The sequence below is a fragment of the Kluyvera fluvialis genome (assembly GCF_059725275.1).
The window spans coordinates 126,027-150,486 of the sequence record NZ_AP046142.1; the positions used below are offsets into that span (position 1 = coordinate 126,027).

A 24,460-nucleotide genomic window follows, 5' to 3' on the forward strand; every position below is an offset into this window, starting at 1 on the left:
CCTGGGGGGAGGAGATTACGTGGCTAAACGGCGTTACGGGGTGGGTAAATCCGCGCTTATCACACCTCCAACCATCTTCTGCGTGACTTCTTGTTTTGCGCTATTCACCGCATGAAGTTCCCCATTGACACTCGGTTTGAGAGGGGGATCGGCCTGTACGTTGCCAGTGGCCTTCAACTGAACGTTGCCATCGCCGGTAATGGGGAGTGCTGGCCAGCCCCATTGGGACAGGATGTCTAATGGGATTCCGCGCCCGTTTAGTGAGACGCTGACGGGGCGCTGCGACGCCTGTGAAACCGTCGCGGTGGCTTCCAGAATCCCTTTTTCGGTAAACGCGCTTAGCTCGTTGATATTGAGGGTCGAGGCATCGGCGCTCAGCGCCAGCGATGGGCGGCGCACGTCTACGCGGTTAAAGGTTGCGGCGGCGGCGTTAAGCGTGGCGCTGCCGCTCCAGACGCCCCATTGGCGGTTTTTCACTAGCTGTAAGTTTGCGCCGTAGCCATCCAGCGCGGTTATCTGCCACGGGAAATCAGGGTCGATATCGATAATCAGATTGCGGTTGGCGCTGAGTTTTTTCAGCGTCACGCTTTGCAGCCATTGCGGTAATGGCGTCATCCACAGCGTTTTCCAGTTTTCCGGCAGCGTATATTCCAGCCCGGCGAAAACGGCGTCGTCTAACACCAGCGCGTTATCGGCGCGGAACCAGTTGCCTGCGCTGCGCACCATACCGCCTTCCCAGCGAGAGGAAAACTGGCGTAGCGCAATGCCTTGCGGTGAAAGCTCGGCGTTGATAATGGGGTCAAGCAGATGCAGTGAACCGTAGATAAACTCGCTGGCATTCATCGACAGTTTTCCGTCTTCACTCTGCCAGCCGCCTTCGCTCAGCGTCAGGTTGCGCAAGTTGAGGTCAAGGTCGGTTATCGCCCAGTCAGGGCCTTGCAGGTGAGCATCGGTAATGTCCAGGCGGCCTATCTGGAGTGAGGGGACGGTGGTCAGTGGGGCAAGGAAATCCAGCAGCGATTTATCGCTTTGTAGACGGATATCGTTAAGGCGCAGGTTGTCTACGACCCAACTGCCGTCCTGGTTACGGCGAGCGCTACCGGTCAGCGAGCCGCGCGCCATATCGGCCCCGACGGTGGTTAGCGTGACTTCGCCGTCGTTAATATCGCCTTCAATCAGCGTGTTGGTGGCGGGAACACCGTTCAACGTAAGCGAGCCTGCGCTCATCTGAATATGTGCTTTTTTGCCCAATACGTTGCCAGCTTCCGGCGTCCACGGCATCACGCCGCCAGAGACGCGCTGCGCGCTCAGTTCCCAGCCGGTTTCTGGGCTGTTAAGCGCCATATTGCTTAGCTGTAGGCGGTCTGCGGCAAAAGGCAGCGGCGCGGTGGCGGGGGACAAATTCAGCGTCCCGTCTTGCAACAAAATGGTATCGACGTGCAGAGGTGAGGTGATTTGGCGCGAGCTAAGGCCAATATCAACGGTTTTTGCCACCAGGGTGGCAGGTTTACCGTCACGCCCGAAGGTGACGTTATTCAGCCGAAGATGGGAGGGCGAGGAGAAGCGGTGATCCATCGCCTCAAACTTCACCTGATATGCGGTGTTATCGCTTAACCAGTGGCTTATCTGGCGAGCGCCCCAGCGCGTTTGCAGCAAAATATACAGCGCCAGAATCACCAGCAGCAGTGCGACCAGTAGCCAAATAATTAGCTTTCCGAGAAATTTCATGATCTTCCATCCTGAGAAAGGCACATAAACCTGTTATGCATGATTTATGCGCAATGCTCAAGGCAGGAATCGTATTATTCGGTGTCGGCGGCAGTGGTCTGAACCACTGCCGCGCAAGGGGTTACTCTTTCTCTGGCGGGAAAATAAGATTCAGAACAATTGCCGTGATCCCACCGGCGGCAATGCCGGAGGAGAGCAGGTTTTTCAGCCAGTCAGGGGCAAACTGGAGGATCTGTGGCTGCTGAGAAACGCCAAGACCCACGGCCAGAGACAGGGCGATAATCAGGATCGCGCGGCGGTTTAGCGGCTCGCGAGAGACAATACGCACGCCAGAGGCCGCGATAGTGCCGAACATCACAAGCGTTGCGCCACCGAGCACCGGCTCAGGAATGTGCTGTACAAAACCACTCACCGCCGGGAACAGGCCCAGCACGATAAGCATCAACGCAACCACAAAACCCACATAGCGGCTGGCGACGCCGGTCAACTGAATAACGCCGTTATTCTGCCCGAAGCAGGAGTTCGGGAAGGTGTTGAAGATGGCGGAAACGCAGGAGTTGAGGCCGTTTGCCAGTACGCCGCCTTTCAGGCGTTTCATGTATACCGGCCCGGAAACCGGCTGTTCAGAAACGTCGGACGTCGCGGTAATGTCGCCGATGGTTTCCAGCGAGGTAATCATAAATACCAGCATCAGCGGCAGCAGAAGGTTCCAGTCGATACCCAGCCCATAGTACAGCGGGGTAGGAACCATGATCAGACTGCTGTTGGTCGGGGTGGTGTTTTCCGGCAACATGCCGAGAAGCCATGCCATCAGGTAGCCCGCCGCCATCGCGATAACCAGCGAAGCAATGCGCAGATACGGGTTGCGTTGGCGGTTGAGCAGGATAATCAGCCCTAATACGATCCCCGCAAGTAGCAGGTTTTTCGGTGCGCCGAAGGTGTTGTCGCTTATCGCTGCGTAGCCGCCGCCGATGGACGTCAGACCAACCTGAATCAGCGACAGGCCGATAATCATTACCACCACGCCAGAAACCAGTGGGGTGATGACGCGGCGCGCCAGATGCAGAACACGAGATAACACCATCTCAGTGCAGCTCGCCAGCATCAGTGTGCCGAACAACGCCGCCATCATGGTGGGCACGTCTGCGCCGCCAGTTTTTAATGCCGTGCCGCCCATAATCAGCGGCGCAACAAAGTTGAAGCTCGTGCCCTGAATCGACAGCAGGCCGGAACCGACCGGCCCCCAGGCTTTAATCTGAATAATGGACGCAACACCGGAAGCGAATAACGACATGCTGATAATGTGCTGGGTATCTTCGGCTGGCAAACCCAGCGCCTGGCAGATGAGCAACGCCGGTGTAATGACCGCAACAAACATCGCCAGCAGGTGCTGGAGCGCGGCAAAGAGGGTTTGCGGAAGCGGCGGGCGATCTTCCAGGCGGTAAATTAATTCGCTAGTTTGCTTATGCGCAACCGGTTGCGCATCGGCTTGTTCGAGAGTATTAGCGGACATCTCAGAGGCAATCCCGTGGTGGAAAAGTGGCGATTTTAGCGGACTGGTTGGTAAAAGCAAACGGTTGCTTTGATGATGCGCAAATTATTACGGAAAATAACCGGACAAACGGCGTGGGTTGGCGCTAACGCTATTGTGCAATAGATGAGTAACCATACATTTTCCTATCACTTTTTTAGTTTTCGTGCTTAAACTTTGTGCCGTGCCTCATGATGAGGCCATTACGACATGGGAAATTTGTCGCGTATGAATGGATCATGCGTTTAATAAGGAGCTGTAATTATGTTTCATCTCGATACCTTATCGACGCTCGTTGCTGCAACGCTGGTGTTGCTGCTGGGACGAAAGCTGGTCCAGAGCGTCGCCTTCCTGAAAAAATACACCATTCCTGAACCCGTCGCGGGTGGCCTGCTGGTTGCGCTGGCGCTACTGGTGCTTAAAAAAAGCATGGGCTGGGAAATCGATTTTGATATGAGCCTGAAGGACCCACTCATGTTGGCGTTCTTTGCCACCATCGGCCTTAACGCGAACATCGCCAGCCTGCGCGCGGGCGGTAAAGTGGTGGGGACATTCCTGATTGTGGTGGTAGGGTTGCTGCTGCTGCAAAACGCGCTAGGCATCGGCATGGCGAAACTGCTGGGGCTTGATCCGCTGATGGGCCTGCTGGCGGGGTCGATTACCCTGTCGGGCGGTCACGGCACTGGCGCGGCGTGGAGTAAGCTGTTTATCGAACGCTATGGTTTTACCAACGCCACCGAAGTGGCAATGGCTTGTGCGACGTTCGGCCTGGTATTGGGCGGCTTGATTGGCGGCCCGGTGGCGCGTTATCTGGTGAAGCATTCGTCGTCGCCGAACGGCACGCCGGACGACCAGGAAGTGCCGACCGCGTTCGAAAAGCCGGACGTGGGGCGGACTATCACCTCGCTGGTATTAATTGAATCCATTGCCTTAATTGCGATTTGCCTGACGTTAGGGAAGGTGATTGCGCAACTGTTGGCGGGCACGGCGCTGGAGTTGCCAACGTTTGTCTGCGTGCTGTTTGTCGGGGTTATCCTCAGTAATGGCCTGGCGCTGATGGGCTTTTACCGAGTGTTCGACCGCGCGGTGTCGGTGCTGGGGAACGTGAGTTTGTCGCTGTTCCTGGCCATGGCGCTGATGAGCCTTAAATTGTGGGAACTGGCGGATCTCGCCCTGCCGATGATTGTGATTCTGGCGGTGCAAACCGTGGCGATGGGGCTGTACGCTATTTTCGTCACCTATCGTTTGATGGGCAAAAACTACGATGCGGCGGTGCTGGCGGCGGGGCATTGTGGTTTTGGCTTAGGCGCAACGCCAACGGCGATTGCCAATATGCAGGCAATTACCGAGCGTTTTGGCCCTTCACATACCGCATTTTTAGTTGTGCCGATGGTTGGCGCGTTCTTTATCGACATCGTTAACGCATTGGTGATTAAGCTGTATTTAATGCTGCCGATATTTGGTTAAGACAAAAATGCCGGAGATAAACTCCGGCATTTTTTTACCTGCGGACGTCTTACTCTTCGTGATCTTCCCACGCTAACGCGCGTTTCACTGCTTTCTTCCAGCCGCTGTAGCGGAAGTTGCGCTCGGTGGTTTCGATGCCAGGGCGGAATTCACGTTCAATCACCGCTTTTTCCTGCAACTCATCAAGGTTCTGCCAGAAGCCGACGGCCAGACCCGCCAGATAAGCCGCGCCCAGCGCCGTCACTTCACGCACTTCCGGGCGCTCAACGCGAGTGCCCAGAATGTCGGACTGGAACTGCATCAGGAAGTTATTGGCCACCGCGCCGCCGTCTACGCGTAGGGCGTGCAGACGAATGCCGGAGTCAGCCTGCATGGCTTCCAGCACGTCGCGCGTCTGGTAAGCGATAGATTCCAGCGTTGCGCGGATGATGTGGTTGGAGTTCACGCCACGGGTCAGGCCGAAAATCGCGCCGCGCGCATACGGATCCCAGTATGGTGCGCCGAGGCCGGTAAAGGCTGGGACAACGTACACACCGTTGGTGTCTTTAACTTTGGTGGCGAAATATTCGGAATCTAAGGCATCGCTAATCAGCTTCATTTCGTCGCGCAGCCATTGAATGGATGCGCCCGCCATAAACACCGCGCCTTCCAGCGCATAGTTCACCTCGCCGCGCGGGCCGCAGGCGATGGTGGTCAGCAGGCCGTGGCTGGAGGCCACCGCTTTTTCACCGGTGTTCATCAACATAAAGCAGCCAGTGCCGTAGGTGTTTTTCGCCATCCCTTCTTTTACGCACAGTTGGCCGAACAGCGCCGCTTGCTGGTCACCGGCAATCCCGGCGATAGGAATGCGCGTACCGCCTTTCCCGCCAATATTGGTCTGGCCGTACACTTCAGAAGACTTGCGCACATCCGGCAGCATGGCGCGTGGGATATCCAGCGCATCCAACATTTTGTCGTCCCAGTCCAGGGTGTTGATGTTGAACAGCATGGTGCGCGAGGCGTTGGTGTAGTCGGTGACGTGTACGCGTCCCTGAGTCATTTTCCAGATAAGCCAGGTATCAACAGTACCAAACAGCAGTTCGCCGCGTTTCGCACGCTCGCGGGAGCCTTCGACGTGGTCGAGGATCCATTTCACTTTGGTACCTGAGAAGTACGGGTCAACCACCAGGCCGGTTGTTTTGCGCACGTACTCTTCCATGCCATCGCGCTTCAGTTGTTCGCAGATATCCGCCGTGCGGCGGCACTGCCAAACAATGGCGTTGTAAATGGGTTTGCCGGTTTCGCGCTCCCATACCACGGTGGTTTCACGCTGGTTGGTGATCCCAATTGCGGCGATTTCGTCAGAGTTGATGTCGGCTTTTGCCAGCACTTCCACGAGCGTAGAACTTTGCGAAGCCCAGATTTCCATTGGGTCATGCTCAACCCAACCTGGCTTCGGATAAATTTGTTCAAATTCGCGCTGTGAGACGCTGACGATATTGGCGTCATGATCCATCACGACAGCACGGGAACTGGTAGTGCCCTGGTCGAGCGCAACGATATATTTTTTGTCAGTCATAATGAACGTTCCGTAGTCAGATTACAGCGAAGCATTGTGTTGATTCTGGCTGGAGGCCGCTTTTGGCTCTTCAACCTCGCAGGTGTCGCAGGGCAGATGACGGCCAATCAGCTTGCGATAGCTGAAAGCGCCCAGCGCAGCGCCGACGATAGGCGCAAACAGCGGTACGACAAAATACGGGATATCTTTGCCGCCGGTAAAGGCAACGTCGCCCCAACCTGCAACCCAGGCGAAGGCTTTCGGGCCGATATCACGCGCTGGGTTCATCGCAAACCCAGTCAGCGGGCCCATCGATGCGCCGATAACCGCAATCAGCAGGCCAATCAGTAGTGGCGCCAGCGGCCCACGCGGAATACCGTTGCCATCGTCAGTCAGCGCCAGAATAACGCCCATCAGGATAGCGGTAATGACCATTTCTACCGCGAAGGCCTGCACAAAATTGATATGTGGATTTGGATAAGTGGAAAAAATTCCAGCCAGTTCAAGGCTTTCGACGCTACCACGCACCATATTGTGCGAATGTTCGAAATCAATAAAGAGGTTGTAGTAAAGCCCATAGACCAGTGCGGCAGCGCAGAATGCACCAGCAAATTGAGCAACGATGAACGGGACGACTTTACGCCCGTCGAAACAGGCGAACAGCCACAGTGCGATGGTGACCGCCGGGTTAAGGTGTGCGCCGGAAACCCCTGCGGTGAGGTAGATGGCCATCGCCACGCCCAGGCCCCAGATGATACTGATTTCCCATTGGCCGAAGCTTGCGCCCGCGACTTTTAGTGCCGCAACACATCCCACGCCGAAAAAGATCAGCAACCCGGTACCGAGAAACTCTGCAATGCACTGGCCTTTTAAGGTTGATGTTTGGCTCATAAACGGATCCTGAAGGCAAATTGATGATTATTGTGTTCATACGCATTCATGACGCGCATGTTGCCATGTAGGCATAGTGTTAATTTATCGTTAACGAGCGTAAACGAGAAATATCGAAATTAAAATGTGTGTGCCACGTCAAAAAATGAGCGATTTCGCGCCAAATAATGTCCGTTTATGGAACGAAAAAAACATCAACAATGCGATTCTATTTGCCAGGTTGTTAACAATTTATGGGAAACAACCGCTAATACTCCAGGTCTAGGCTGAAAATTGCGGACAACCGCAATCTACAGGCTCTGGCGCTGGACAGGGAAGGCGGCGCTCCATACAATCGACTGCAAGCCGTGCGCTTATTTACGATAAGGCGTCGCCGGGGTTCCGGGACGATATCAACGCCTTGCAAGATCAGGAGAGGTTATGACAATGTCATTAGAAGTGTTTGAGAAACTGGAAGCGAAAGTTCAGCAGGCGATTGATACCATCACGCTGTTGCAGATGGAAATCGAAGAGCTGAAAGAAAAGAACAACACGCTGACGCAGGATGTTCAGTCTGCACAGCAGAGCCGTGAACAGCTGGAGCGTGAAAACAACCAGCTGAAAGAGCAACAGAGTGGCTGGCAGGATCGTCTGCAAGCGCTGCTGGGCCGCATGGAAGAAGTTTAATTCCATCTCTCCCCAGGCAATGTTACATGGCCTGGGGATGCTTTTCCCTCCGTCGTTCCCCCGTTGAGTGATTTCGAGCAAACGCGCATTGCGCCCGCCTTTATATTTCAAAACTGCATAATCAATCTTTTTTTATTCTTTAATCATCGGTTCTGTTTCTGGCAGGCTAGCCTCACGACAACACAACAGATAAGAGAGCGGGCGATGAATAAGTGGGGCGTAGGGTTAACTCTTTTGCTGGTTTCCAGCAGCGTACTGGCTAAAGATATTCAGTTGCTTAACGTGTCTTATGACCCGACGCGTGAACTGTACGAGCAGTACAACAAAGCATTTAGCGCGCACTGGAAAAAAGAAACCGGTGATAACGTGGTTATCCGTCAGTCTCACGGTGGCTCCGGTAAACAGGCGACTTCCGTTATCAACGGGATTGATGCGGATGTCGTTACCCTGGCGCTGGCTTATGACGTCGACGCTATCGCTGAGCGTGGGCGCATTGATAAAAACTGGATCAAACGCCTGCCGGATAACTCAGCCCCATACACCTCCACCATTGTGTTCCTGGTGCGTAAAGGCAACCCGAAACAGATCCACGACTGGAACGACCTGATTAAACCGGGCGTGTCGGTTATTACCCCGAACCCGAAAAGCTCTGGTGGTGCACGCTGGAACTACCTGGCGGCCTGGGGTTACGCGCTGCACCACAACAATAACGATCAAGCCAAAGCGCAGGATTTCGTGAAAGCGCTGTATAAGAACGTAGAAGTGCTGGACTCTGGCGCACGTGGTTCAACCAATACCTTTGTGGAGCGCGGCATTGGCGATGTGCTGATCGCCTGGGAAAACGAAGCGCTGTTGGCGACCAATGAACTGGGTAAAGACAAATTTGAAATTGTGACGCCAGGTGAGTCTATTCTTGCGGAGCCAACTGTCTCTGTCGTCGATAAAGTGGCAGAGAAAAAAGGCACAACAGCGGTGGCGGAAGCGTACCTGAAATATCTGTACTCGCCGGAAGGCCAGGAGATCGCAGCGAAGAACTATTACCGCCCACGCGATCCGCAGGTGGCGAAAAAATACGAAAGCGAGTTCCCGAAACTGAAACTGTTTACCATCGATGAGGAATTCGGTGGCTGGACGAAAGCACAGAAAGAGCATTTCTCTAACGGCGGTACGTTCGACCAGATCAGTAAGCGTTAATCTCCCCCTCTACGCCCGGCAAATTCGTCGGGCGTTTTCTTGCCTATAGAAACCCCCCAACCAAATGAACTAGACCCCATAAATGATGGCCTGGCAGCGGCAAAAAACGAATACAGGTGTTCTACGGAGAGACGCGTAGGGTAGATGACTGCATAGTACGAAAACTGTACGAATAAAAAACACGTATTATATGCAGTTGTGCCAGGAGATATTCTTGTTTATCAAAGGTAAGCAAATCTTCCTCCTCGGTATGATATGGAGAAGTGAAATGACAAGATTTAAATATCTGCTGGTTATGCTGCTGTTATTGGTGATCGCGGCGGGCCTCGGTGGCTGGTATTGGCTGTCTTCTGACAACCGGGATGCGCTGCGTAAGTTAGTGCTGCAACAGTGTGTGCCCAACCAGCAACAGCATCAGAACCCTGCACCCTGCGCCGATGTTAACCTGAAAGACAGATACGTGTTATTTAAAGACCGTCATGGCCCGCTACAGTATTTGTTGATGCCAACCTATCGCATTAACGGCACGGAAAGCCCGTTGTTGCTTGAATCACTGACGCCGAACTTTTTCTGGCAGGCGTGGCAACGGCGTACCATCATGAGCGATAAACGCGGATCGCAAGTGCCGGATAGCGCCATCTCGCTGACAATTAATTCCCGAACTGGGCGTTCGCAAGACCATATGCACATCCATATTTCCTGCCTGCGCCAGGATGTTCGGGCGCAGTTGGATAATAATTCAGAGTCGGTGGGCAGCCGTTGGCTTCCGCTACCGGGCGGGCTGATGGAGCATGAATATTTGGCGCGTCGGGTCACAGAAAATGAACTGGCGCAGCGCAGTCCGTTCCTGATGCTGGCGGACGAAGTGCCGGAAGCGCGTGAGCATATGGGGCGTTTTGCACTCGCGCTGGCGCAGCAGAGCGATGGCTCGCTGGTATTGCTGGCGACTGAACGTAACCTGACGACGCAGAACCGCGCATCAGCGGAAGAGATTCAGGATCATAGCTGCGCCATTCTGCAATAACCCCACCTTATCTGGCGTTTACCTGTCAAACCTGTCGTCGTATTCTTGCTGAAAAAAACGACAGGAGACAGGTATGTCGCTCTGGTTCACTCACCCTCTGTTCCTCCCTTCTATCATTGTTGGCGTCACTATCCTGCTGTGGGCGACATCGCTGTTGCCGGAATTTGTCACCGCGTTGCTGTTCTTCGCGGCGGCGATGACGGCGAAAATCGCCCCGCCAGATGTTATTTTCGGCGGCTTTGCGTCATCGGCTTTCTGGCTGGTATTTAGCGGTTTTGTGCTCGGGGTCGCTATTCGGAAAACCGGTCTGGCCGATCGCGCGGCGCGGGCGCTTTCATCTCGTTTAACTGACTCCTGGCCGCTGATGGTCGGCAGCGTTGTGCTGCTGAGCTATGCGCTGGCGTTTGTGATGCCGTCAAATATGGGGCGTATTGCGCTGCTGATGCCGATTGTTGCGGCAATGGCTAAACGCGCGGGCATTGATGAGGGCACTCGCGCCTGGTTTGGGCTGGCGCTTGCGGTTGGCTTTGGGACTTTCCAGCTTTCCGCGACCATTCTTCCGGCGAACGTGCCGAACTTAGTTATGAGCGGCGCAGCGGAAGGCGCTTACGGTATTCACCTCAATTATCTGCCGTACTTGTGGTTGCATACACCGGTGCTGGGCTGGCTTAAGGGGATGCTGCTTATCGGGCTGATTTGTTGGCTGTTTCCTGGTAAGCCACATCCGCCGCGTGAGCTGGAGCCTCTGCCGCCAATGAGTCGCGACGAAAAGCGTCTGGCGTGGCTGTTGGCGGTAGTGCTGGTGCTGTGGGTGAGTGAAAGCTGGCACGGCATTGGGCCTGCGTGGACAGGGCTGGTGGCGGCGGTGATTACGCTGCTGCCACGTGTCGGGTTTATCAGCGGTGAGGAGTTTGCCAGCGGGGTGAATATTCGAACCTGTATCTACGTGGCGGGTATTCTCGGCCTGGCTATCACCGTTACGCAAACCGGTATTGGCGCAGTGGTTGGCAACGCGTTGCTGCATATTATGCCGTTGGATAAAGACGCTCCGTTTACCAGTTTTCTCGCGCTGACCGGCATGACTAGCGCGCTGAACTTCATCATGACCGCGAACGGCGTTCCGGCGCTTTACACCACCTTTGCTCAAAGTTTTTCGGATGCCACCGGCTTCCCGCTGTTGAGCGTGATTATGATCCAGGTTTTGGGATATTCCACGCCGTTGTTGCCGTATCAGGCGTCGCCGATAGTGGTGGCGATGGCGTTAGGGAAAGTGCCTGCAAGGGCGGGGATGTTGCTGTGTCTGGCGCTGGCGGTAGTGAGCTATTTAGTGCTGCTACCGTTAGATTACGCGTGGTATCAGGTGTTAGGGAAACTGTGAGGGCGTTATCCAGCCTACGGTCATATGGACTGTAGGCCGGATCAGGCAAAGCCGGCATTCAGGTTCATACGCCTGATGGCGCTGCGCTTATCAGGCCTACAGTTGTATGAATGTTTGCGTCGATCCGGCATTCATCCGCCTGATGGCGCTGCGCTTATCAGGCCTACAGTTGTATGAATGTTTGCATCGATCCGGCATTCATCCGCCTGATGGCGCTGCGCTTATCAGGCCTACAGTTGTATGAATGTTTGCGTCGATCTGGCATTCATGCGCCTGATGGCGCGACGCTTATCAGGCCTACAACTTTGAGTAGGCCGGATAAGGCAAAGCCGCCATCCGGCAGCTAAAACAGCGATTAAGCCTGTTTAGCGGCTTCTGCTGCTTTAACGATAACCGCGAAAGCGTCAGCTTTCAGGGATGCACCGCCAACCAGTGCGCCATCGATGTCTGGCTGGGTGAACAGCTCAGCAGCGTTGGAAGCGTTAACGGAACCGCCGTACTGGATGATAACTTGCTCAGCCACTTTCGCATCAGCTTTAGCGATGTGATCACGGATGAATTTGTGAACAGCCTGAGCCTGTGCTGGGGTTGCAGATTTGCCAGTACCGATAGCCCATACTGGTTCGTAAGCGATAACCGCGCCTTCGAAAGCCGCAGCGCCCTGAGTTTTCAGAACGGCGTCAATCTGACGTGCGCAAACTTCTTCAGTTTTGCCCGCTTCGTTTTCTGCTTCGGTTTCACCGATGCACAGAACTGGGATCAGACCCTGTTCTTTCAGCACTGCGAATTTCTTCGCGATCAGCTCGTCAGATTCTTTGTGGTAAGTACGACGCTCGGAGTGGCCGATGATGATGTAGGTTGCGCCAACATCTTTCAGCATCGCGGCAGAGGTTTCACCGGTGAATGCGCCGGACAGGTTCAGGTCAACGTTCTGTGCGCCCAGGTGGATGTGGCTGCCCTCAGCGGCGTGTTTAGCCTGATCGATGTACATTTCTGGTGGCGCGATAGCAACGCCACAGCCAGCAACGCCTGCCAGCTCTTTGCGCAGGTTAGCAATCAGCTCGTTTACCATGTGGCGGCTGCCGTTCAGTTTCCAGTTACCCATCACTAAAGGATGTCGCATTTCGATTCTCCACGCTTGTCAGCGAATTAAGGAATATGGCCACCCATTAGGGCAGCATGGTCTGTGAATCAGTATAGAGATTGAAAGCCGTGAAGGCTTTGCTTTTTATCATTTATTCTCCCCTTCAAGATTTTCAGATAACGTCAGCTTAATCGGTTCAACTGCGAAGGTCAGCCCTTTTTCGCCATTATCTGCGACAACATAGCGCACCGCGCCTTCGGTGCTGGCGAAGTAATGTTTGCCTTTTCCTTGCGTCAGTAGCTTTTGCAATTTCTGCAAACTTTGTGGCCTGGTGAGTGTGGGGATAACTGCCCGCATTAGGGCGCTCATGTATTCTTGCGCTTTGCTTCTGGCTGCTTTGTGTTCAGGGCCTTGAATCGGCAGCCAGGTTATCTGAATGGATTTTATTTTCAGCGTACCGCGTTCCAGCGCCGTGGAGGCGTACAAATTTTCATTAATCTTGCTGGCCGCGCGGGTAATATTCATCTGGTCACGGCTTGAGGTAATTGAACGGAACTCGCCGAGTGGCAGCGTCGGGTTATCGGTGTTGAATTTTTCCCTAAACTGGCTGATGGAGAGATCGAAGGCTGGCGCGCCCGATAGCAGATACGGGGCAACCGCCGTGGACGTTTCCGCCGACAGCACGACCGAACTGGTGCCCAGAGTCATGAGCCCAATCAGCCACAGCGTTATCCATTTTTTCATGCTTATCGTCTCCTCTTTGCAGATGACGATTAAAACGGGAACTGGCGCGGTTGTCAAAATGTGCCCGCTTCAGGGTAAACTACGCCGCACGACGAGAATAGGGAACGAGCATGACTCTACAGCAATGGTTATTTTCCATTAAAGGGCGGATTGGCCGCCGAGATTTCTGGATTTGGATTGGCATCTGGATAGTGGCGATGGCGGCACTATTCGGCCTGGCGGGGCGCGAGCTGGTCGATCTGCAAACGGCGGCGTTTATGCTGGTTTGTCTGCTGTGGCCTACGGCGGCGGTAACGATTAAACGGCTGCACGACCGGGGGAAATCCGGCCTGTGGGCGCTGTTGATGGTGCTGGCGTGGATGCTGCTGGCCGGGAATTGGTCAATGCTGCCAGGCGTTTGGCAGTGGGGCGTCGGGCGCTTTATCCCCACGCTGATTATCGTCATGATGCTGATTGACCTGGGCGCATTTGTTGGCACCCAGGGCGAAAACAAATATGGCAAAGAGACGCAGGATGTGAAATACGGCGCGAATCACCAATAGTGTTCGGCGGTCATATGGCCTGGGCGACGACGTAAATGCTTGGTCATCTGCCGGGTTTCTTTGAGTAGCTGTTGGGTGTCACGCACCATTTGCGGGTTACCGCATAGCATTACATGGCTGGTTTCGGCGTTTATCGGTAGGCCAACCGCCGCCTCCAACGCGCCACTTTCAATCAGTGCCGGAACGCGCCCTGTTAACATCCCTGGCGCGGTTTCCCGGCTAACTACCGTTTGAATCCGCAGTTTTCCGGCGTAACGCGCCTGCAAGTCCTGCATTTGTGGCAGATAGCTCAAATCGGCGGCGTAGCGGGCGGCATGAACCAGCACCAGATTGTTAAAACGTTCGAGATCTTTGCCTTCTTCGAGAATCGACAAGTATGGGCCGATCGCCGTACCGGTCGCCAGCATCCATAGAGTGTCGCAATCCGGGACTTCATCCAGCACGAAAAAGCCCGCCGCTTCGCTGACCACTTGCACCTCGTCGCCTGGCTTTAGCGCCGCCAGCCGTGGGCTAAGCTTGCCGTCCGGTACAGTGACCAGATAAAACTCGAGATCGGGATTGCTGGGGGCATTAACATACGAATAGGCGCGCTGGACGCGCTCGCCGTCGATATCCAGGCCCAGTTTGGCAAACTGCCCGGCGGTGAAAGGTTGAACCGGTGCGTGGACAGTCAGGCTAAACAGCGCATCAGTCCAGTTTTGCACTTTTACAACTTTGCCCGTAACCCAGTCTGCCATGGCGTATCTCCTCTCAATCGCGTTAACTTATCTTCACCGCGACAAGGGAATATTTCCAGCCCCTAAGGGCTGGAAAGCTCTATTGATCAAATGATTTATAGAATGTGCTGTTGGATTTCTACGTCTTTACGGTCGAGGTAGTGAATCGACTGAATCCGGCGAATGGTGCGTGATTTACCGCGAATCAGTAGAGTCTCGGTGGTGGCGATATTGCCTTTGCGGCTGATACCGTCCAGCAGGTCGCCTTTGGTGATGCCGGTGGCGGAGAAAATAACGTTATCGCTGCGCGCCATATCGTCGAGAGTCAGCACTTTACCGGCCTCAATGCCCATTTCGTGGCAGCGCGCCAGCTCGTCTTCGCCGATGCGACGGTTCTCTTCACTGTCGCCTTTGACGTGATGGCGAGCCAGCAGGCGACCATGCATGTCACCGTCCAACGCACGGATAACCGCAGCGGATACGACGCCTTCCGGTGCGCCGCCAATACCGTACAGCACGTCAACTTCGCTGTCTGGCATACAGGTCAGGATAGACGCGGCTACGTCGCCATCAGGAATAGCAAACACGCGCACGCCTAGTTTTTGCAGCTCTGCGATAACCGCATCATGACGCGGTTTAGCCAGAATAGTCACCGTCAGCTCGCTGAACGGTTTATTCAGCGCGGCAGCCACGTTGCGCAGGTTTTCTTCCAGCGGTTTGTTGAGGTCGATAACGCCTTTCGCGCCCGGCCCGACAATCAGTTTTTCCATGTACATATCTGGCGCATTAAGGAAGCAGCCTTTGTCGCCAACCGCCAGCACCGCCAGCGCGTTAGCCTGGCCCATCGCCGTCATGCGGGTTCCTTCGATAGGGTCTACGGCAATATCTACCGCATCGCCATTTCCTGTGCCGACGGACTCGCCAATATAGAGCATGGGTGCTTCGTCAATTTCGCCTTCACCAATGACGATAGTGCCATCAATGTTGACCTTATTGAGCATAATACGCATGGCGTTTACCGCCGCGCCGTCAGCGGTATTTTTATCGCCTCGGCCCAGCCATTTATAGCCTGCCAGCGCAGCCGCTTCGGTAACGCGGGAAAATTCGATAGCCAGTTCTCGTCTCATTACAAACTCGTCCAGGAAGTAGAATTGCGCGAAGTTTAGCACAACCCTATGCGGGCTGTGGGTATCGCTACGCGTTGGAATAACGCTCGGTTTCCGGCATCCAGCGTTCAATAAGCGCATTTGCTTGCTGTGGATAACGGTCGTGAATATGGCGAGCCAGGCGCTGAACTTCGGGGATCATCGCCTGATCGCGCATTAAGTCGGCGACTTTAAATTCGGCAGTGCCGGTCTGGCGCGTACCGAGTAATTCGCCGGGGCCACGGATTTCCAGATCTTTTTGGGCAATGACGAAGCCGTCGTTGCTGTCGCGCAGTACCTGCAAACGCATTTGCGCGGTTTTGGATAACGGCGATTTGTACAGCAGTACACAGTGCGAGGCCACTGCGCCACGTCCTACACGACCACGCAACTGGTGTAATTGCGCCAGCCCCAGACGCTCTGGGTTTTCGATAATCATCAGGCTGGCGTTCGGTACATCGACGCCCACTTCAATCACCGTGGTGGCAATCAGGAGATGTAGTTCGCCCTGCTTAAAGGCCTGCATCACTGACTGTTTCTCCGCCGGTTTCATCCGCCCGTGCACCAGGCCGATATTCAGCTCCGGTAACGCCAGCTTTAGCTCTTCCCAGGTGGCTTCTGCGGCCTGCGCTTCCAGCAGGTCAGACTCTTCAATCAGCGTACATACCCAATAGGCCTGGCGGCCTTCAGTCGTACAGGCGTTACGGACGCGGTCGATGATATCGTGGCGGCGGGTATCTGGAATCGCCACCGTAGTGACCGGCGTTCTGCCTGGCGGCAACTCGTCAATGACCGAGGTGTCCAGGTCAGCGTAAGCGGTCATTGCCAGCGTACGTGGAATAGGGGTAGCGGTCATAATCAACTGATGCGGGTGAAAGCCCTGCTGCTGGCCCTTTTCCCACAGCGCCAGGCGCTGGTGAACGCCGAAACGGTGCTGTTCATCAATGATAACCAGTGCGAGGCCGTTGAATTGCACCTGCTCCTGGAAAATGGCGTGTGTGCCGACAATCATCTGTACCTGGCCGCTGGCAATCGCCTCTTGCTGCGCCAGACGTGCCTTGCCTTTCTGCTTACCGGCAAGCCAGCCCACTTCAATGCCTAGCGGTGCAAACCAGCTACGGAAATTGTTGGCGTGTTGCTCGGCGAGCAGTTCGGTTGGCGCCATTAGCGCAACCTGCTTGCCGTGGGCGATAGCGCGCAGTGCGGCGAGGGCGGCAACCAGCGTTTTACCGGAGCCAACATCGCCCTGAACCAGGCGCATCATTGGCACATCCAGAGCCATATCGTGTTCGATTTCTGCGGTAACTCGTGCTTGAGCGCCCGTTGGCTTGAACGGCAGCGCAGCCAGAAGCTGATTTTTCAGGGTATCGTCCGCGCTAAGCGGCTGGGCGTGAAAACGCTGCGCGCCTGCGCGCAGCGTCAGCATACTCAGGTTATGCGCCAACAGTTCTTCCAGAATCAAACGCTGCTGTGCCGGGTGTTTACCGGTTTCTAAATCGGCGAGCTGAAGCGTTGGCGGTGGGCGATGCAACGTGCGCAGTGCCTCTGGCAGGCTCATCATCCCCTGCGCCAGCTCCGGTGGCAGCAATTCGGTAATCGCGCAGGTATCGAGAAGATCCAACGCCTGGTCGGTCAGTTTACGTAGCGTTGCCTGTTTGATGCCTTCGGTCGTGGGGTAGACCGGCGTGAGCGTTTCCTGCAAATCTGGCGTGCTCAGGTCACCTTGCACACGGTATTCTGGGTGAATCATCTCTGCGCCGAACTTCCCGCGTTTGGCTTCACCGTAGGCCAGCACGCGCTGCCCAGTGGTGAGGCTATTTTTCATCGCCGCGTTGAAGTTAAAAAAGCGCATGGTGAGGATGCCGGAGCCGTCGCTTATCTGGCAGGTCATCATTCGGCGGCCGCCGAACGTGACATTACAGCTCAGGACTTCTCCCTCCACGGTGGCATAAATGCCGGGGAGTAGCTCGCCAATAGGGTAGAGGTGGGTTCTGTCTTCGTAGCGCAGCGGTAAGTGCAGGAGTAAATCCTGCACGGTATGCAGGCCAATTTTCGCTAACCGACTGCTCTGTGCGGCACCGACGCCGGTCAGTGTATTGAGCGGAACGGCATCCAGCAGACGGCTTTGCATGGCAGTTACTCCGTAGCCTGCATGGTTGACCACCACGTAGCATCGGCTTCAATTTCGCCCTGATCGTTGACGTGGGGATACGGCAAACCTTTGCGTTTAGCGACTTTCGCCAGCACTGGATAGCCGCCTTCAAACAGCAAGCGTTGCTGTTCTTCTTCGGGTAACGTACTGTTTTCACGAAGATACATACCGGCATTTTGCCGCTGACGCTGGGCTTCATAAAGAATCAGCGCGGAGGCAACAGAGACATTCAGCGACTGTACCATGCCGATCATCGGGATGATGATGTCCTGGTCTGCGAGCGCCAGGGCTTCCTGGGTGATACCGGTTTTTTCCTGCCCCATCAGTACACAGGTTGGGCGGGTGTAGTCGATTTCGCGGAAATCAACGGCTTTCGCGGACAGATTGGTTGCCAGAATCTGCATACCCTGGCCTTTTAAATGGCTGACGGCATCACCGATGCTGCGGTGTGTTTTTACCTGAACCCAGCTGTTGCTGCCCGCTGCCGCAGAAGCCATCGTGCGCATACGGCTGCCAGGCCAAACGGCGTGGACTTCATGTACGCCCACCGCATCGGCGGTGCGGATGATCGCCGAGACATTATGAGGTTTGTGGACCTGCTCCATGCAGACCGTCAGATCAGGCTGACGCCTGGCGAGCATCTCACAAATACGCGCATAACGCTGTTCGTTCATAAACACTTCGTCCTTCAAATTGCCTCGGCGTTAGCCGCACTCACTCACCCCAGTCACGTACTTTTGTCCGTTCCTGAGGATTCATTCGCTTGCCGTTTTGAGGCAATGCGAATGATTTTGTGTTCAAACTAGTTTCGGTTACGGGTGACCTTGATAACATCCGGCATCACGCGGATTTTACGCATGATATTCGCCAAATGTACGCGATCTCGCGCGGTCAGGCGGATAAATGCGCTATAAACGCGCCCATCTTTTTCTTCCGTATTCAGGCTTTGAATATTGGATGTCGCGGTGTTGATAGCCGCCGTCAGGTTGGCTAAAGCCCCCTGGTGATTGAACATATCAACCTTAATTTCGGTGATAAATTCTTGCGCCGTCTCTTTGTCCCACTCTACACCCATGAATTTCTCAGGTTCTTTCTGATAGCCGCGTATGTTGCGGCAAGATTCATGGTGAATAACCAACCCTTTACCCGGGCTGACGTGGGCGATAATCGGGTCGCCAGGGATTGGACGACAGCATTTTGCAAAGGTTATCAGTACGCCGTCTGCGCCTTTAATCGGCAGATGGGTAAGACCGGATGCGCCCGGCGCTGATGGAATGGCTTCGCCCTGCTGGAGGTTTTTAGCGACCACCACGCTCATGGCGTTACCCAAGCCGATTTCAGCCAGCAGATCGTCAAGCGTGGTCAGACGCATACGCTCCAGCTCGCGCTGGATATGTTCCGCAGGAATTTCTGCCAGCTTACGGCTACCGCCGAGCGCATGGTTCAGCAGACGACGCCCCAGGCTGACGGAATCGTCACGCTTGAGGTTTTTCAGCATCTGACGGATTTTGGCGCGCGCTTTCGAGCTGACGACAAAATTAAGCCATGCGGCGTTCGGGCGAGCGCCCGGTGCGGTAATAATTTCTATCGTTTGGCCGCTGGAAAGCGGCTGTGACAGTGGATAGGGCTGACGGTCAACGCGTGCACCAACGCAGGCATGGCCGATATCGGTATGCACCGCGTAGGCGAAATCCACCGGCGTAGCGCCAGCAGGAAGTTCGACAATGCGACCTTCTGGGGTGAAAACGTAAATCTCATCCGGGAAAAGATCGGATTTAACGCTCTCGATAAATTCAAACGAACTACCGGCGCTTTGCTGTAGCTCCAGCAGGCTCTGCATCCAGCGCTGGGCGCGGATTTGCGCCGTTGTGCTGCTTTCGCCGCCGTGTTCTTTGTAAGCCCAGTGTGCTGCCACCCCCATTTCTGCCATTTGATCCATGTCTTCCGTACGGATCTGGACTTCAACGGGGACGCCGTGCGGCCCAATCATTGAGGTGTGCAGGGACTGATAGCCGTTCGCCTTAGGAATGGCGATATAGTCTTTAACGCGGCCTGGACGTGGTTTGTACAGGCTGTGCATCTGACCCAGAACGCGGTAGCAGGTATCAAGGTCATGAACGATTACGCGAAAAGCGTAGATATCCATAATCGAGTGAAAACGCTGCTCTTTCAGCACCATTTTGCAATAAATGGAGTACAGATGCTTTTCACGACCGCTGACGCGACACGGAATTCCCGCTTCTTGCAAACGCCCTTCGATTTCAGAAAGAATCTTCTGAATCATCTCTTTACGGTTACCGCGCGCGGCTTTCACCACTTCTTTGATGACGCGATAACGGTTAGGGTACAGCGCTTCAAATCCCAGCTCTTCCAGCTCGGTTTTGATGTGATGGATACCTAAACGGTGCGCCAGCGGGCTGTAAATTTCGAGAGTTTCACGGGCGATGCGGCGACGTTTATCTGGGCGTAATGAACCCAGCGTGCGCATGTTGTGGGTACGGTCGGCAAGCTTGATGAGGATGACGCGGATATCTTGCACCATCGCCATAATCATTTTGCGAAAGTTTTCGGCCTGAGCTTCTTTCTTATCGCGGAACTTGAGTTTATCAAGTTTCGACACCCCCTCTACCAGCTCAGCAACGCTTTTGCCAAAGAGTTGCTCCATATCCTGGTAGGTGGCGGGGGTATCTTCAATCACGTCGTGCAGCAGGGCGGCCATGAGCGTTTCATGGTCGAGTTTCATCTCGGCCAGAATGCAGGCAACCGCAACCGGGTGCGTGATATAGGGTTCACCGCTTGAACGTGTTTGCCCCTCGTGAGCGTCACGTGCAACGAGATAGGCCTGCCGTAGACGCTTAATTTGGTCTTCCGGCAGGTAGTTTTGAATCAGCTGATTCAGGCTCTCAAACAGATACAAGGGTTACCCGCTTTTTATTAACGACGACCTTCAGCAATAGCGGTAACGGCCTGTAATTCAGCGGCTTCCTGCTCTTGCTGTTCCTGGCGTTCGCGCACGTCGAGGATCTGGTTGTTGATCAGACCTTCTTCGATTTCGCGCAGCGCGATTACGGTGGTTTTATCGTTTTCTTCCGGTACCAGCGGATCCTTTCCGCCTACCTGCATCTGACGAGCGCGACGCGCGGCGACCAGTACCAGGTCAAAACGGTTACCAATTTTCTCTACAGCGTCCTGAACAGTTACGCGTGCCATACTTTAAATGCTCCACAGGTGAAGAAATGACTGGGCATGATACTGAAAGTGGGTTCAGTCTGCCAATAATTTGCTGATTAAAGCGTCATGTCGCTGCTTTTGGCGGCTCATACGCAGACGTTCAGCCCGGAGGATCGTTTTCAAATCGCCCAGTGCGGTATCAAAATCATCGTTGACGATAAGGTAATCATATTCCGCGTAATGGCTCATTTCTGCAACTGCCTGAGCCATACGTTTTGCGATAACCTCTTCGCTGTCCTGACCACGACCACGCAGGCGGCGGTCCAGCTCGATTTTAGACGGCGGTAAAATAAAGATACTGCGCGCGCCTGGCATACTTTTACGGATTTGCTGAGCGCCCTGCCAGTCGATATCAAGGAATACATCGACGCCGGTCGCCAGTACCTGCTCAATTGCCTTGCGCGAAGTACCGTAATAGTTACCAAAAACTTCCGCGTGTTCAAGAAACGCATCTTCGCTAATCATCGTTCTGAATTCGTCGTGATTCACAAAGAAATAATGTTCACCGTGTACTTCACCCGGACGCGGCGCGCGCGTGGTATGAGAAACTGATACCTGAGAGTCGTACAACGGTTGGGTTTTCAATAAAGCCTGAATCAGGCTGGATTTACCCGCGCCACTTGGGGCGGAAACAATATAGAGCGTGCCTTGAGCCATGAGTGTCTTTTGTATGTGATTATCGAAAGAGAACTTACATACGAGCCTATTATACACGGCGCTGCTACGCGACGTAGCCTTTGTCACACTTTTTGCATCAGTTTATTTTATTTTGCGCACTGTTTTCCTGAATTATCCACGCGTTGCTGCAACAAACGTTTTTTCTCTGAAGCCTGCTCGTGAAACCTTCCATCGCCTCTCGCACCCTGTATCTCGCTGCGCTACAAACGATTTTTCACAGCGGGAGGGGAAATCATGAGGGCATGGCTAATAAGCATAGGGATATTTCTCGCAGTGCCGGTGCAGGCCACCTGCCCGGTGTGGTCACCCACGCGAGCAGAGCAAGAGATTGCACAACTGCAAGGGCAAGTTAGCCAGTGGAACGAGAGCTATTGGCGTGCAGGGGCCAGTGATATCAGCGATGGCGTTTATGACCAACTTTCTGCCCGTCTGGCGCTGTGGCAGCGCTGCTTTAACGCTGTACCTGCGGAAAGCACAAGTCTGCCGCCGATGGCGGGTGCAGTTAAACATCCGATTGCTCACACGGGGGTGCGTAAACTCGCGGATGCGCGAGCGGTAGAGCAGTGGATGCAGAGAAAAATAGGGCTATGGGTGCAACCGAAAGTGGATGGCGTTGCGGTGACGCTGGTTTATCGGCTGGGGCGGCTGCACCAGGTTATCAGTCGTGGTGATGGGCTGGCCGGTGAAGACTGGACACAAAAGGCGTTGAACATTCCGTCGATACCTAAAACGGTGCATGGGCTACTGGCGAACAGTGTGTTGCAGGGCGAGATTTTTCTCCGTGCTGATGGGCATGTGCAGCAAAAAATGGGCGGCATGAATGCACGTTCCAGAGTAGCGGGAATGCTGATGCGTAAAGGGGGAAACCAGCCATTACCGGCGCTGTCGTTGTTTGTCTGGGCATGGCCAGACGGCCCTGCGGCAATGGAGGAAAAATTGGCGCAACTTGCCAGGTCAGGGTTTGAACTAACCGCGCAGTATTCTCATGCCGTTAGCCATCTTCAGGATGTGAGCGACTGGCGCGATCGCTGGTTCACCTCACCGCTCCCGTTCGCTACCGATGGAGTTGTTATCCGCGCTGCCAAAGAACCGGCGGGGGCCCATTGGCTACCTGCGCAGGGCATTTGGGTCGCCGCGTGGAAATATCAGCCGGTTTCGCAGGTAGCAGAGGTAAATAACATTCGTTTTACCGTGGGGCGCACCGGAAAAATTGCCGTAGTAGCAGAGCTTGAACCTTTTAAGCTGGATGACAAACGGGTGCGGCGAGTCAGCGTTGGATCTGTGTCGCGTTGGCAAAGTTTAGATATTACCGTTGGCGACCAGGTCCTGGTGAGCTTAGCTGGGCAGGGAATACCCCGATTAGACCGTGTCGTTTGGCGAGCTCTGGATAGAACGAAACCTGTGCCACCGGCAGCGGGCGACCATTCGTTGACCTGTTTTTATCGCACCAAGGAATGCCGTGAACAGTTTTTGGCTCGCCTGAATTGGCTAGGCTCCTCGCAGGTTCTTAATATTGACGGAATGGGGGAAGCCGGATGGAACACGCTCGTAATGGCGCAGCCGTTTAGTCATATTTTCTCCTGGCTTGAGCTAACGCTTGCCCAGCTACAGGCGACGCCGGGGATGAGCGCAGAGCGAGCACAACAGGTTTGGCACCGTTTCGAATTAGCTCGGCGTCAACCGTTTAGGCTGTGGGTGAAGGCGCTAGGGTTGCCTTTGCCTGCTGCGGCTTTGCAAGCATTAAGCGACAGTACCTGGCGGCAGTTGCTGGCGCGTGATGAAAAGCATTGGCAAGTGTTGCCGGGAATCGGTGCGGAGAAAGCGCGTAGTCTTGTGGCGTTTACGCATCACCCCACTATCGCCTCGCTGGTCAGTAAACTGGGCACATTGGGGGTGACGGGGTTTGATTAGTGCGTTTCGTGGCGGTAGTAAAACACCGGCAGGCCGAGTTTTAGCCTTAGCGCCAACATGCGAGCAGTGAAGCCGAACAGCAGCGTTGAAATAACCACAACGTCATGGTTGCTGACATAGTGTTGCAGTGCGACGTATAACACGGCGGCGGCGAACGAAATACCCGCATATAGCTCTTTCTGGAATACCAGCGGTATGCGCTTACAGAACATGTCGCGCAACACCCCGCCGAAAACACCGGTGATGACGGCGGCGATAACGGCAATAATCGGCCCTTCGCCCATATCCAGCGCAATTTGCGCACCGATGATGGAAAAGACAATAAGCCCTACGGCATCAAGAATTAGGAACAGGCGACGCAGGTGAGTCATTACTGGAGCGACAATCGTCGTCAGCACCGCCGCGATAGCCACGATGATGATGTATTCCGGGTTCTTTACCCACCCTAATGGATAGTGACCAAGCAGCATATCGCGCACAGAACCCCCGCCCAGCGCCGTTGCGGTGGCGATGATAATCACACCAAAGGTGTCCATGCGGCGACGCCCGGCGGCTAAGGCTCCGGTCATGGCTTCTGCGGTGATGCCAATGAGGTAAAGGATGTGCAATAACATATTCGCTCCCAGAATGAGTGACCAGAGGTTAGCGATTTGTGCGCTTTATCACGATTGAGATTTTCTAAGGCAAAGCGGAGTCGATTAGAAAAACTAATTCATAGTTAAAAGAAGTGTGCATAAAGAATGGGTGATTATGCGTTTTGCATCATTTTTCAGGATTAGAAAAATTGAATCAAAATAGGGTTGGCTCAGCGGCTTGTCAGTTTACGGTACGCAAGTGAAAA

Annotated in this window: 21 protein-coding genes; 7 read left to right on the forward strand and 14 right to left on the reverse strand. The window is 54.5% G+C overall.

Translation table 11 applies throughout. The features are described from left to right. Positions 1-33: 33 nt before the first annotated feature. Together AC6I4B_RS00620 and AC6I4B_RS00625 are read right to left on the reverse strand one after the other, a co-directional pair. Positions 34-1,728 (reverse strand): AsmA family protein, encoded by a 1,695-nt coding sequence (locus AC6I4B_RS00620; protein WP_497768720.1) that lies wholly within the window; start codon positions 1,726-1,728, stop codon positions 34-36. Between the two features lie 121 nt (positions 1,729-1,849). Beyond that, a complete protein-coding gene (locus AC6I4B_RS00625; protein WP_497768722.1) occupies positions 1,850-3,241 on the reverse strand; it encodes a nucleobase:cation symporter-2 family protein in 1,392 nt (463 codons plus the stop codon). Between the two features lie 282 nt (positions 3,242-3,523). Between AC6I4B_RS00625 and gltS the strand changes: the two genes are divergently transcribed. Next, complete coding sequence (gene gltS / locus AC6I4B_RS00630; protein ID WP_497768724.1) at positions 3,524-4,726, forward strand: sodium/glutamate symporter; 1,203 nt, start codon at positions 3,524-3,526, stop codon at positions 4,724-4,726. 49 nt (positions 4,727-4,775) lie between these two features. Here gltS and glpK read toward each other — a convergent pair whose 3' ends face one another. Further along, a complete protein-coding gene (glpK, locus tag AC6I4B_RS00635) occupies positions 4,776-6,284 on the reverse strand; it encodes a glycerol kinase GlpK (protein WP_497768726.1) in 1,509 nt (502 codons plus the stop codon). Positions 6,285-6,305: 21 nt separating this feature from the next. Beyond that, positions 6,306-7,154 carry an MIP/aquaporin family protein gene (locus tag AC6I4B_RS00640; protein ID WP_497768727.1) on the reverse strand — a complete coding sequence of 283 codons (849 nt, stop codon included), beginning with the start codon at positions 7,152-7,154 and terminating at the stop codon, positions 6,306-6,308. 420 nt (positions 7,155-7,574) lie between these two features. On the opposite strand from AC6I4B_RS00640, the gene zapB reads away from it, so the two are divergent. From zapB to AC6I4B_RS00660, 4 genes are all read left to right on the forward strand, one after another. Beyond that, positions 7,575-7,820, forward strand: coding sequence for a septal ring assembly protein ZapB (gene zapB / locus AC6I4B_RS00645; RefSeq protein ID WP_497768729.1), 246 nt, complete (start codon positions 7,575-7,577; stop codon positions 7,818-7,820). Between the two features lie 204 nt (positions 7,821-8,024). Further along, positions 8,025-9,014 (forward strand): sulfate ABC transporter substrate-binding protein, encoded by a 990-nt coding sequence (locus AC6I4B_RS00650; protein WP_497768730.1) that lies wholly within the window; start codon positions 8,025-8,027, stop codon positions 9,012-9,014. A 268-nt stretch (positions 9,015-9,282) separates the two neighbouring features. Continuing rightward, a complete protein-coding gene (locus AC6I4B_RS00655; RefSeq protein ID WP_497768732.1) occupies positions 9,283-10,038 on the forward strand; it encodes a CDP-diacylglycerol diphosphatase in 756 nt (251 codons plus the stop codon). 73 nt (positions 10,039-10,111) lie between these two features. Next, positions 10,112-11,416, forward strand: a complete 1,305-nt coding sequence (locus AC6I4B_RS00660) for an SLC13 family permease (RefSeq protein ID WP_497768733.1) — start codon at positions 10,112-10,114, stop codon at positions 11,414-11,416. Positions 11,417-11,771: 355 nt separating this feature from the next. On the opposite strand, the gene tpiA is transcribed toward AC6I4B_RS00660, so the two are convergent. Continuing rightward, a complete protein-coding gene (gene tpiA / locus AC6I4B_RS00665; RefSeq protein ID WP_497768735.1) occupies positions 11,772-12,539 on the reverse strand; it encodes a triose-phosphate isomerase in 768 nt (255 codons plus the stop codon). 108 nt (positions 12,540-12,647) lie between these two features. Beyond that, on the reverse strand, positions 12,648-13,244 hold the full coding sequence (locus AC6I4B_RS00670; RefSeq protein WP_497768736.1) for a DUF1454 family protein: 597 nt from the start codon (positions 13,242-13,244) through the stop codon (positions 12,648-12,650). Positions 13,245-13,354: 110 nt separating this feature from the next. On the opposite strand from AC6I4B_RS00670, the gene AC6I4B_RS00675 reads away from it, so the two are divergent. After that, complete coding sequence (locus tag AC6I4B_RS00675; RefSeq protein ID WP_497768738.1) at positions 13,355-13,786, forward strand: DUF805 domain-containing protein; 432 nt, start codon at positions 13,355-13,357, stop codon at positions 13,784-13,786. On the opposite strand, the gene fpr is transcribed toward AC6I4B_RS00675, so the two are convergent. The 7 genes from fpr to gmk all read right to left on the reverse strand — a co-directional run bounded on the left by fpr (position 13,777) and on the right by gmk (position 21,687). Beyond that, positions 13,777-14,523 carry a ferredoxin--NADP(+) reductase gene (gene fpr, locus AC6I4B_RS00680; protein ID WP_497768739.1) on the reverse strand — a complete coding sequence of 249 codons (747 nt, stop codon included), beginning with the start codon at positions 14,521-14,523 and terminating at the stop codon, positions 13,777-13,779. The two genes, AC6I4B_RS00675 and fpr, sit on opposite strands and share 10 nt — an antisense overlap. 95 nt (positions 14,524-14,618) lie before the next feature. Then, positions 14,619-15,629 (reverse strand): class II fructose-bisphosphatase, encoded by a 1,011-nt coding sequence (glpX, locus tag AC6I4B_RS00685; RefSeq protein ID WP_497768741.1) that lies wholly within the window; start codon positions 15,627-15,629, stop codon positions 14,619-14,621. Positions 15,630-15,696: 67 nt separating this feature from the next. Further along, a complete protein-coding gene (gene recG / locus AC6I4B_RS00690; protein ID WP_497768742.1) occupies positions 15,697-17,778 on the reverse strand; it encodes an ATP-dependent DNA helicase RecG in 2,082 nt (693 codons plus the stop codon). 5 nt (positions 17,779-17,783) lie between these two features. Next, positions 17,784-18,473 (reverse strand): tRNA (guanosine(18)-2'-O)-methyltransferase TrmH, encoded by a 690-nt coding sequence (gene trmH / locus AC6I4B_RS00695; RefSeq protein ID WP_497768744.1) that lies wholly within the window; start codon positions 18,471-18,473, stop codon positions 17,784-17,786. A 128-nt stretch (positions 18,474-18,601) separates the two neighbouring features. Further along, a complete protein-coding gene (gene spoT, locus AC6I4B_RS00700) occupies positions 18,602-20,716 on the reverse strand; it encodes a bifunctional GTP diphosphokinase/guanosine-3',5'-bis pyrophosphate 3'-pyrophosphohydrolase (protein WP_497768745.1) in 2,115 nt (704 codons plus the stop codon). A gap of 17 nt (positions 20,717-20,733) precedes the next feature. Continuing rightward, positions 20,734-21,009: a DNA-directed RNA polymerase subunit omega gene (rpoZ, locus tag AC6I4B_RS00705; protein ID WP_000135058.1), complete on the reverse strand. Its 276-nt coding sequence runs from the start codon at positions 21,007-21,009 to the stop codon at positions 20,734-20,736. Between the two features lie 54 nt (positions 21,010-21,063). Then, a complete protein-coding gene (gene gmk, locus AC6I4B_RS00710; protein WP_497768747.1) occupies positions 21,064-21,687 on the reverse strand; it encodes a guanylate kinase in 624 nt (207 codons plus the stop codon). A 255-nt stretch (positions 21,688-21,942) separates the two neighbouring features. Between gmk and ligB the strand changes: the two genes are divergently transcribed. After that, a complete protein-coding gene (gene ligB, locus AC6I4B_RS00715; RefSeq protein WP_497768748.1) occupies positions 21,943-23,619 on the forward strand; it encodes an NAD-dependent DNA ligase LigB in 1,677 nt (558 codons plus the stop codon). On the opposite strand, the gene AC6I4B_RS00720 is transcribed toward ligB, so the two are convergent. Beyond that, positions 23,616-24,233, reverse strand: coding sequence for a trimeric intracellular cation channel family protein (locus AC6I4B_RS00720; protein ID WP_497768750.1), 618 nt, complete (start codon positions 24,231-24,233; stop codon positions 23,616-23,618). The two genes, ligB and AC6I4B_RS00720, sit on opposite strands and share 4 nt — an antisense overlap. Positions 24,234-24,460 lie beyond the last annotated feature (227 nt).

What these genes read in the sequence shown, in the direction of transcription:
- AC6I4B_RS00620 (WP_497768720.1), bottom strand. Translation starts at nt 1,728, where the DNA reads ATGAAATTTCTCGGAAAGCTAATTATTTGGCTACTGGTCGCACTGCTG.
- AC6I4B_RS00625 (WP_497768722.1), bottom strand. Translation starts at nt 3,241, where the DNA reads ATGTCCGCTAATACTCTCGAACAAGCCGATGCGCAACCGGTTGCGCAT.
- gltS (WP_497768724.1), top strand. Translation starts at nt 3,524, where the DNA reads ATGTTTCATCTCGATACCTTATCGACGCTCGTTGCTGCAACGCTGGTG.
- glpK (WP_497768726.1), bottom strand. Translation starts at nt 6,284, where the DNA reads ATGACTGACAAAAAATATATCGTTGCGCTCGACCAGGGCACTACCAGT.
- AC6I4B_RS00640 (WP_497768727.1), bottom strand. Translation starts at nt 7,154, where the DNA reads ATGAGCCAAACATCAACCTTAAAAGGCCAGTGCATTGCAGAGTTTCTC.
- zapB (WP_497768729.1), top strand. Translation starts at nt 7,575, where the DNA reads ATGACAATGTCATTAGAAGTGTTTGAGAAACTGGAAGCGAAAGTTCAG.
- AC6I4B_RS00650 (WP_497768730.1), top strand. Translation starts at nt 8,025, where the DNA reads ATGAATAAGTGGGGCGTAGGGTTAACTCTTTTGCTGGTTTCCAGCAGC.
- AC6I4B_RS00655 (WP_497768732.1), top strand. Translation starts at nt 9,283, where the DNA reads ATGACAAGATTTAAATATCTGCTGGTTATGCTGCTGTTATTGGTGATC.
- AC6I4B_RS00660 (WP_497768733.1), top strand. Translation starts at nt 10,112, where the DNA reads ATGTCGCTCTGGTTCACTCACCCTCTGTTCCTCCCTTCTATCATTGTT.
- tpiA (WP_497768735.1), bottom strand. Translation starts at nt 12,539, where the DNA reads ATGCGACATCCTTTAGTGATGGGTAACTGGAAACTGAACGGCAGCCGC.
- AC6I4B_RS00670 (WP_497768736.1), bottom strand. Translation starts at nt 13,244, where the DNA reads ATGAAAAAATGGATAACGCTGTGGCTGATTGGGCTCATGACTCTGGGC.
- AC6I4B_RS00675 (WP_497768738.1), top strand. Translation starts at nt 13,355, where the DNA reads ATGACTCTACAGCAATGGTTATTTTCCATTAAAGGGCGGATTGGCCGC.
- fpr (WP_497768739.1), bottom strand. Translation starts at nt 14,523, where the DNA reads ATGGCAGACTGGGTTACGGGCAAAGTTGTAAAAGTGCAAAACTGGACT.
- glpX (WP_497768741.1), bottom strand. Translation starts at nt 15,629, where the DNA reads ATGAGACGAGAACTGGCTATCGAATTTTCCCGCGTTACCGAAGCGGCT.
- recG (WP_497768742.1), bottom strand. Translation starts at nt 17,778, where the DNA reads ATGCAAAGCCGTCTGCTGGATGCCGTTCCGCTCAATACACTGACCGGC.
- trmH (WP_497768744.1), bottom strand. Translation starts at nt 18,473, where the DNA reads ATGAACGAACAGCGTTATGCGCGTATTTGTGAGATGCTCGCCAGGCGT.
- rpoZ (WP_000135058.1), bottom strand. Translation starts at nt 21,009, where the DNA reads ATGGCACGCGTAACTGTTCAGGACGCTGTAGAGAAAATTGGTAACCGT.
- gmk (WP_497768747.1), bottom strand. Translation starts at nt 21,687, where the DNA reads ATGGCTCAAGGCACGCTCTATATTGTTTCCGCCCCAAGTGGCGCGGGT.
- ligB (WP_497768748.1), top strand. Translation starts at nt 21,943, where the DNA reads ATGAGGGCATGGCTAATAAGCATAGGGATATTTCTCGCAGTGCCGGTG.
- AC6I4B_RS00720 (WP_497768750.1), bottom strand. Translation starts at nt 24,233, where the DNA reads ATGTTATTGCACATCCTTTACCTCATTGGCATCACCGCAGAAGCCATG.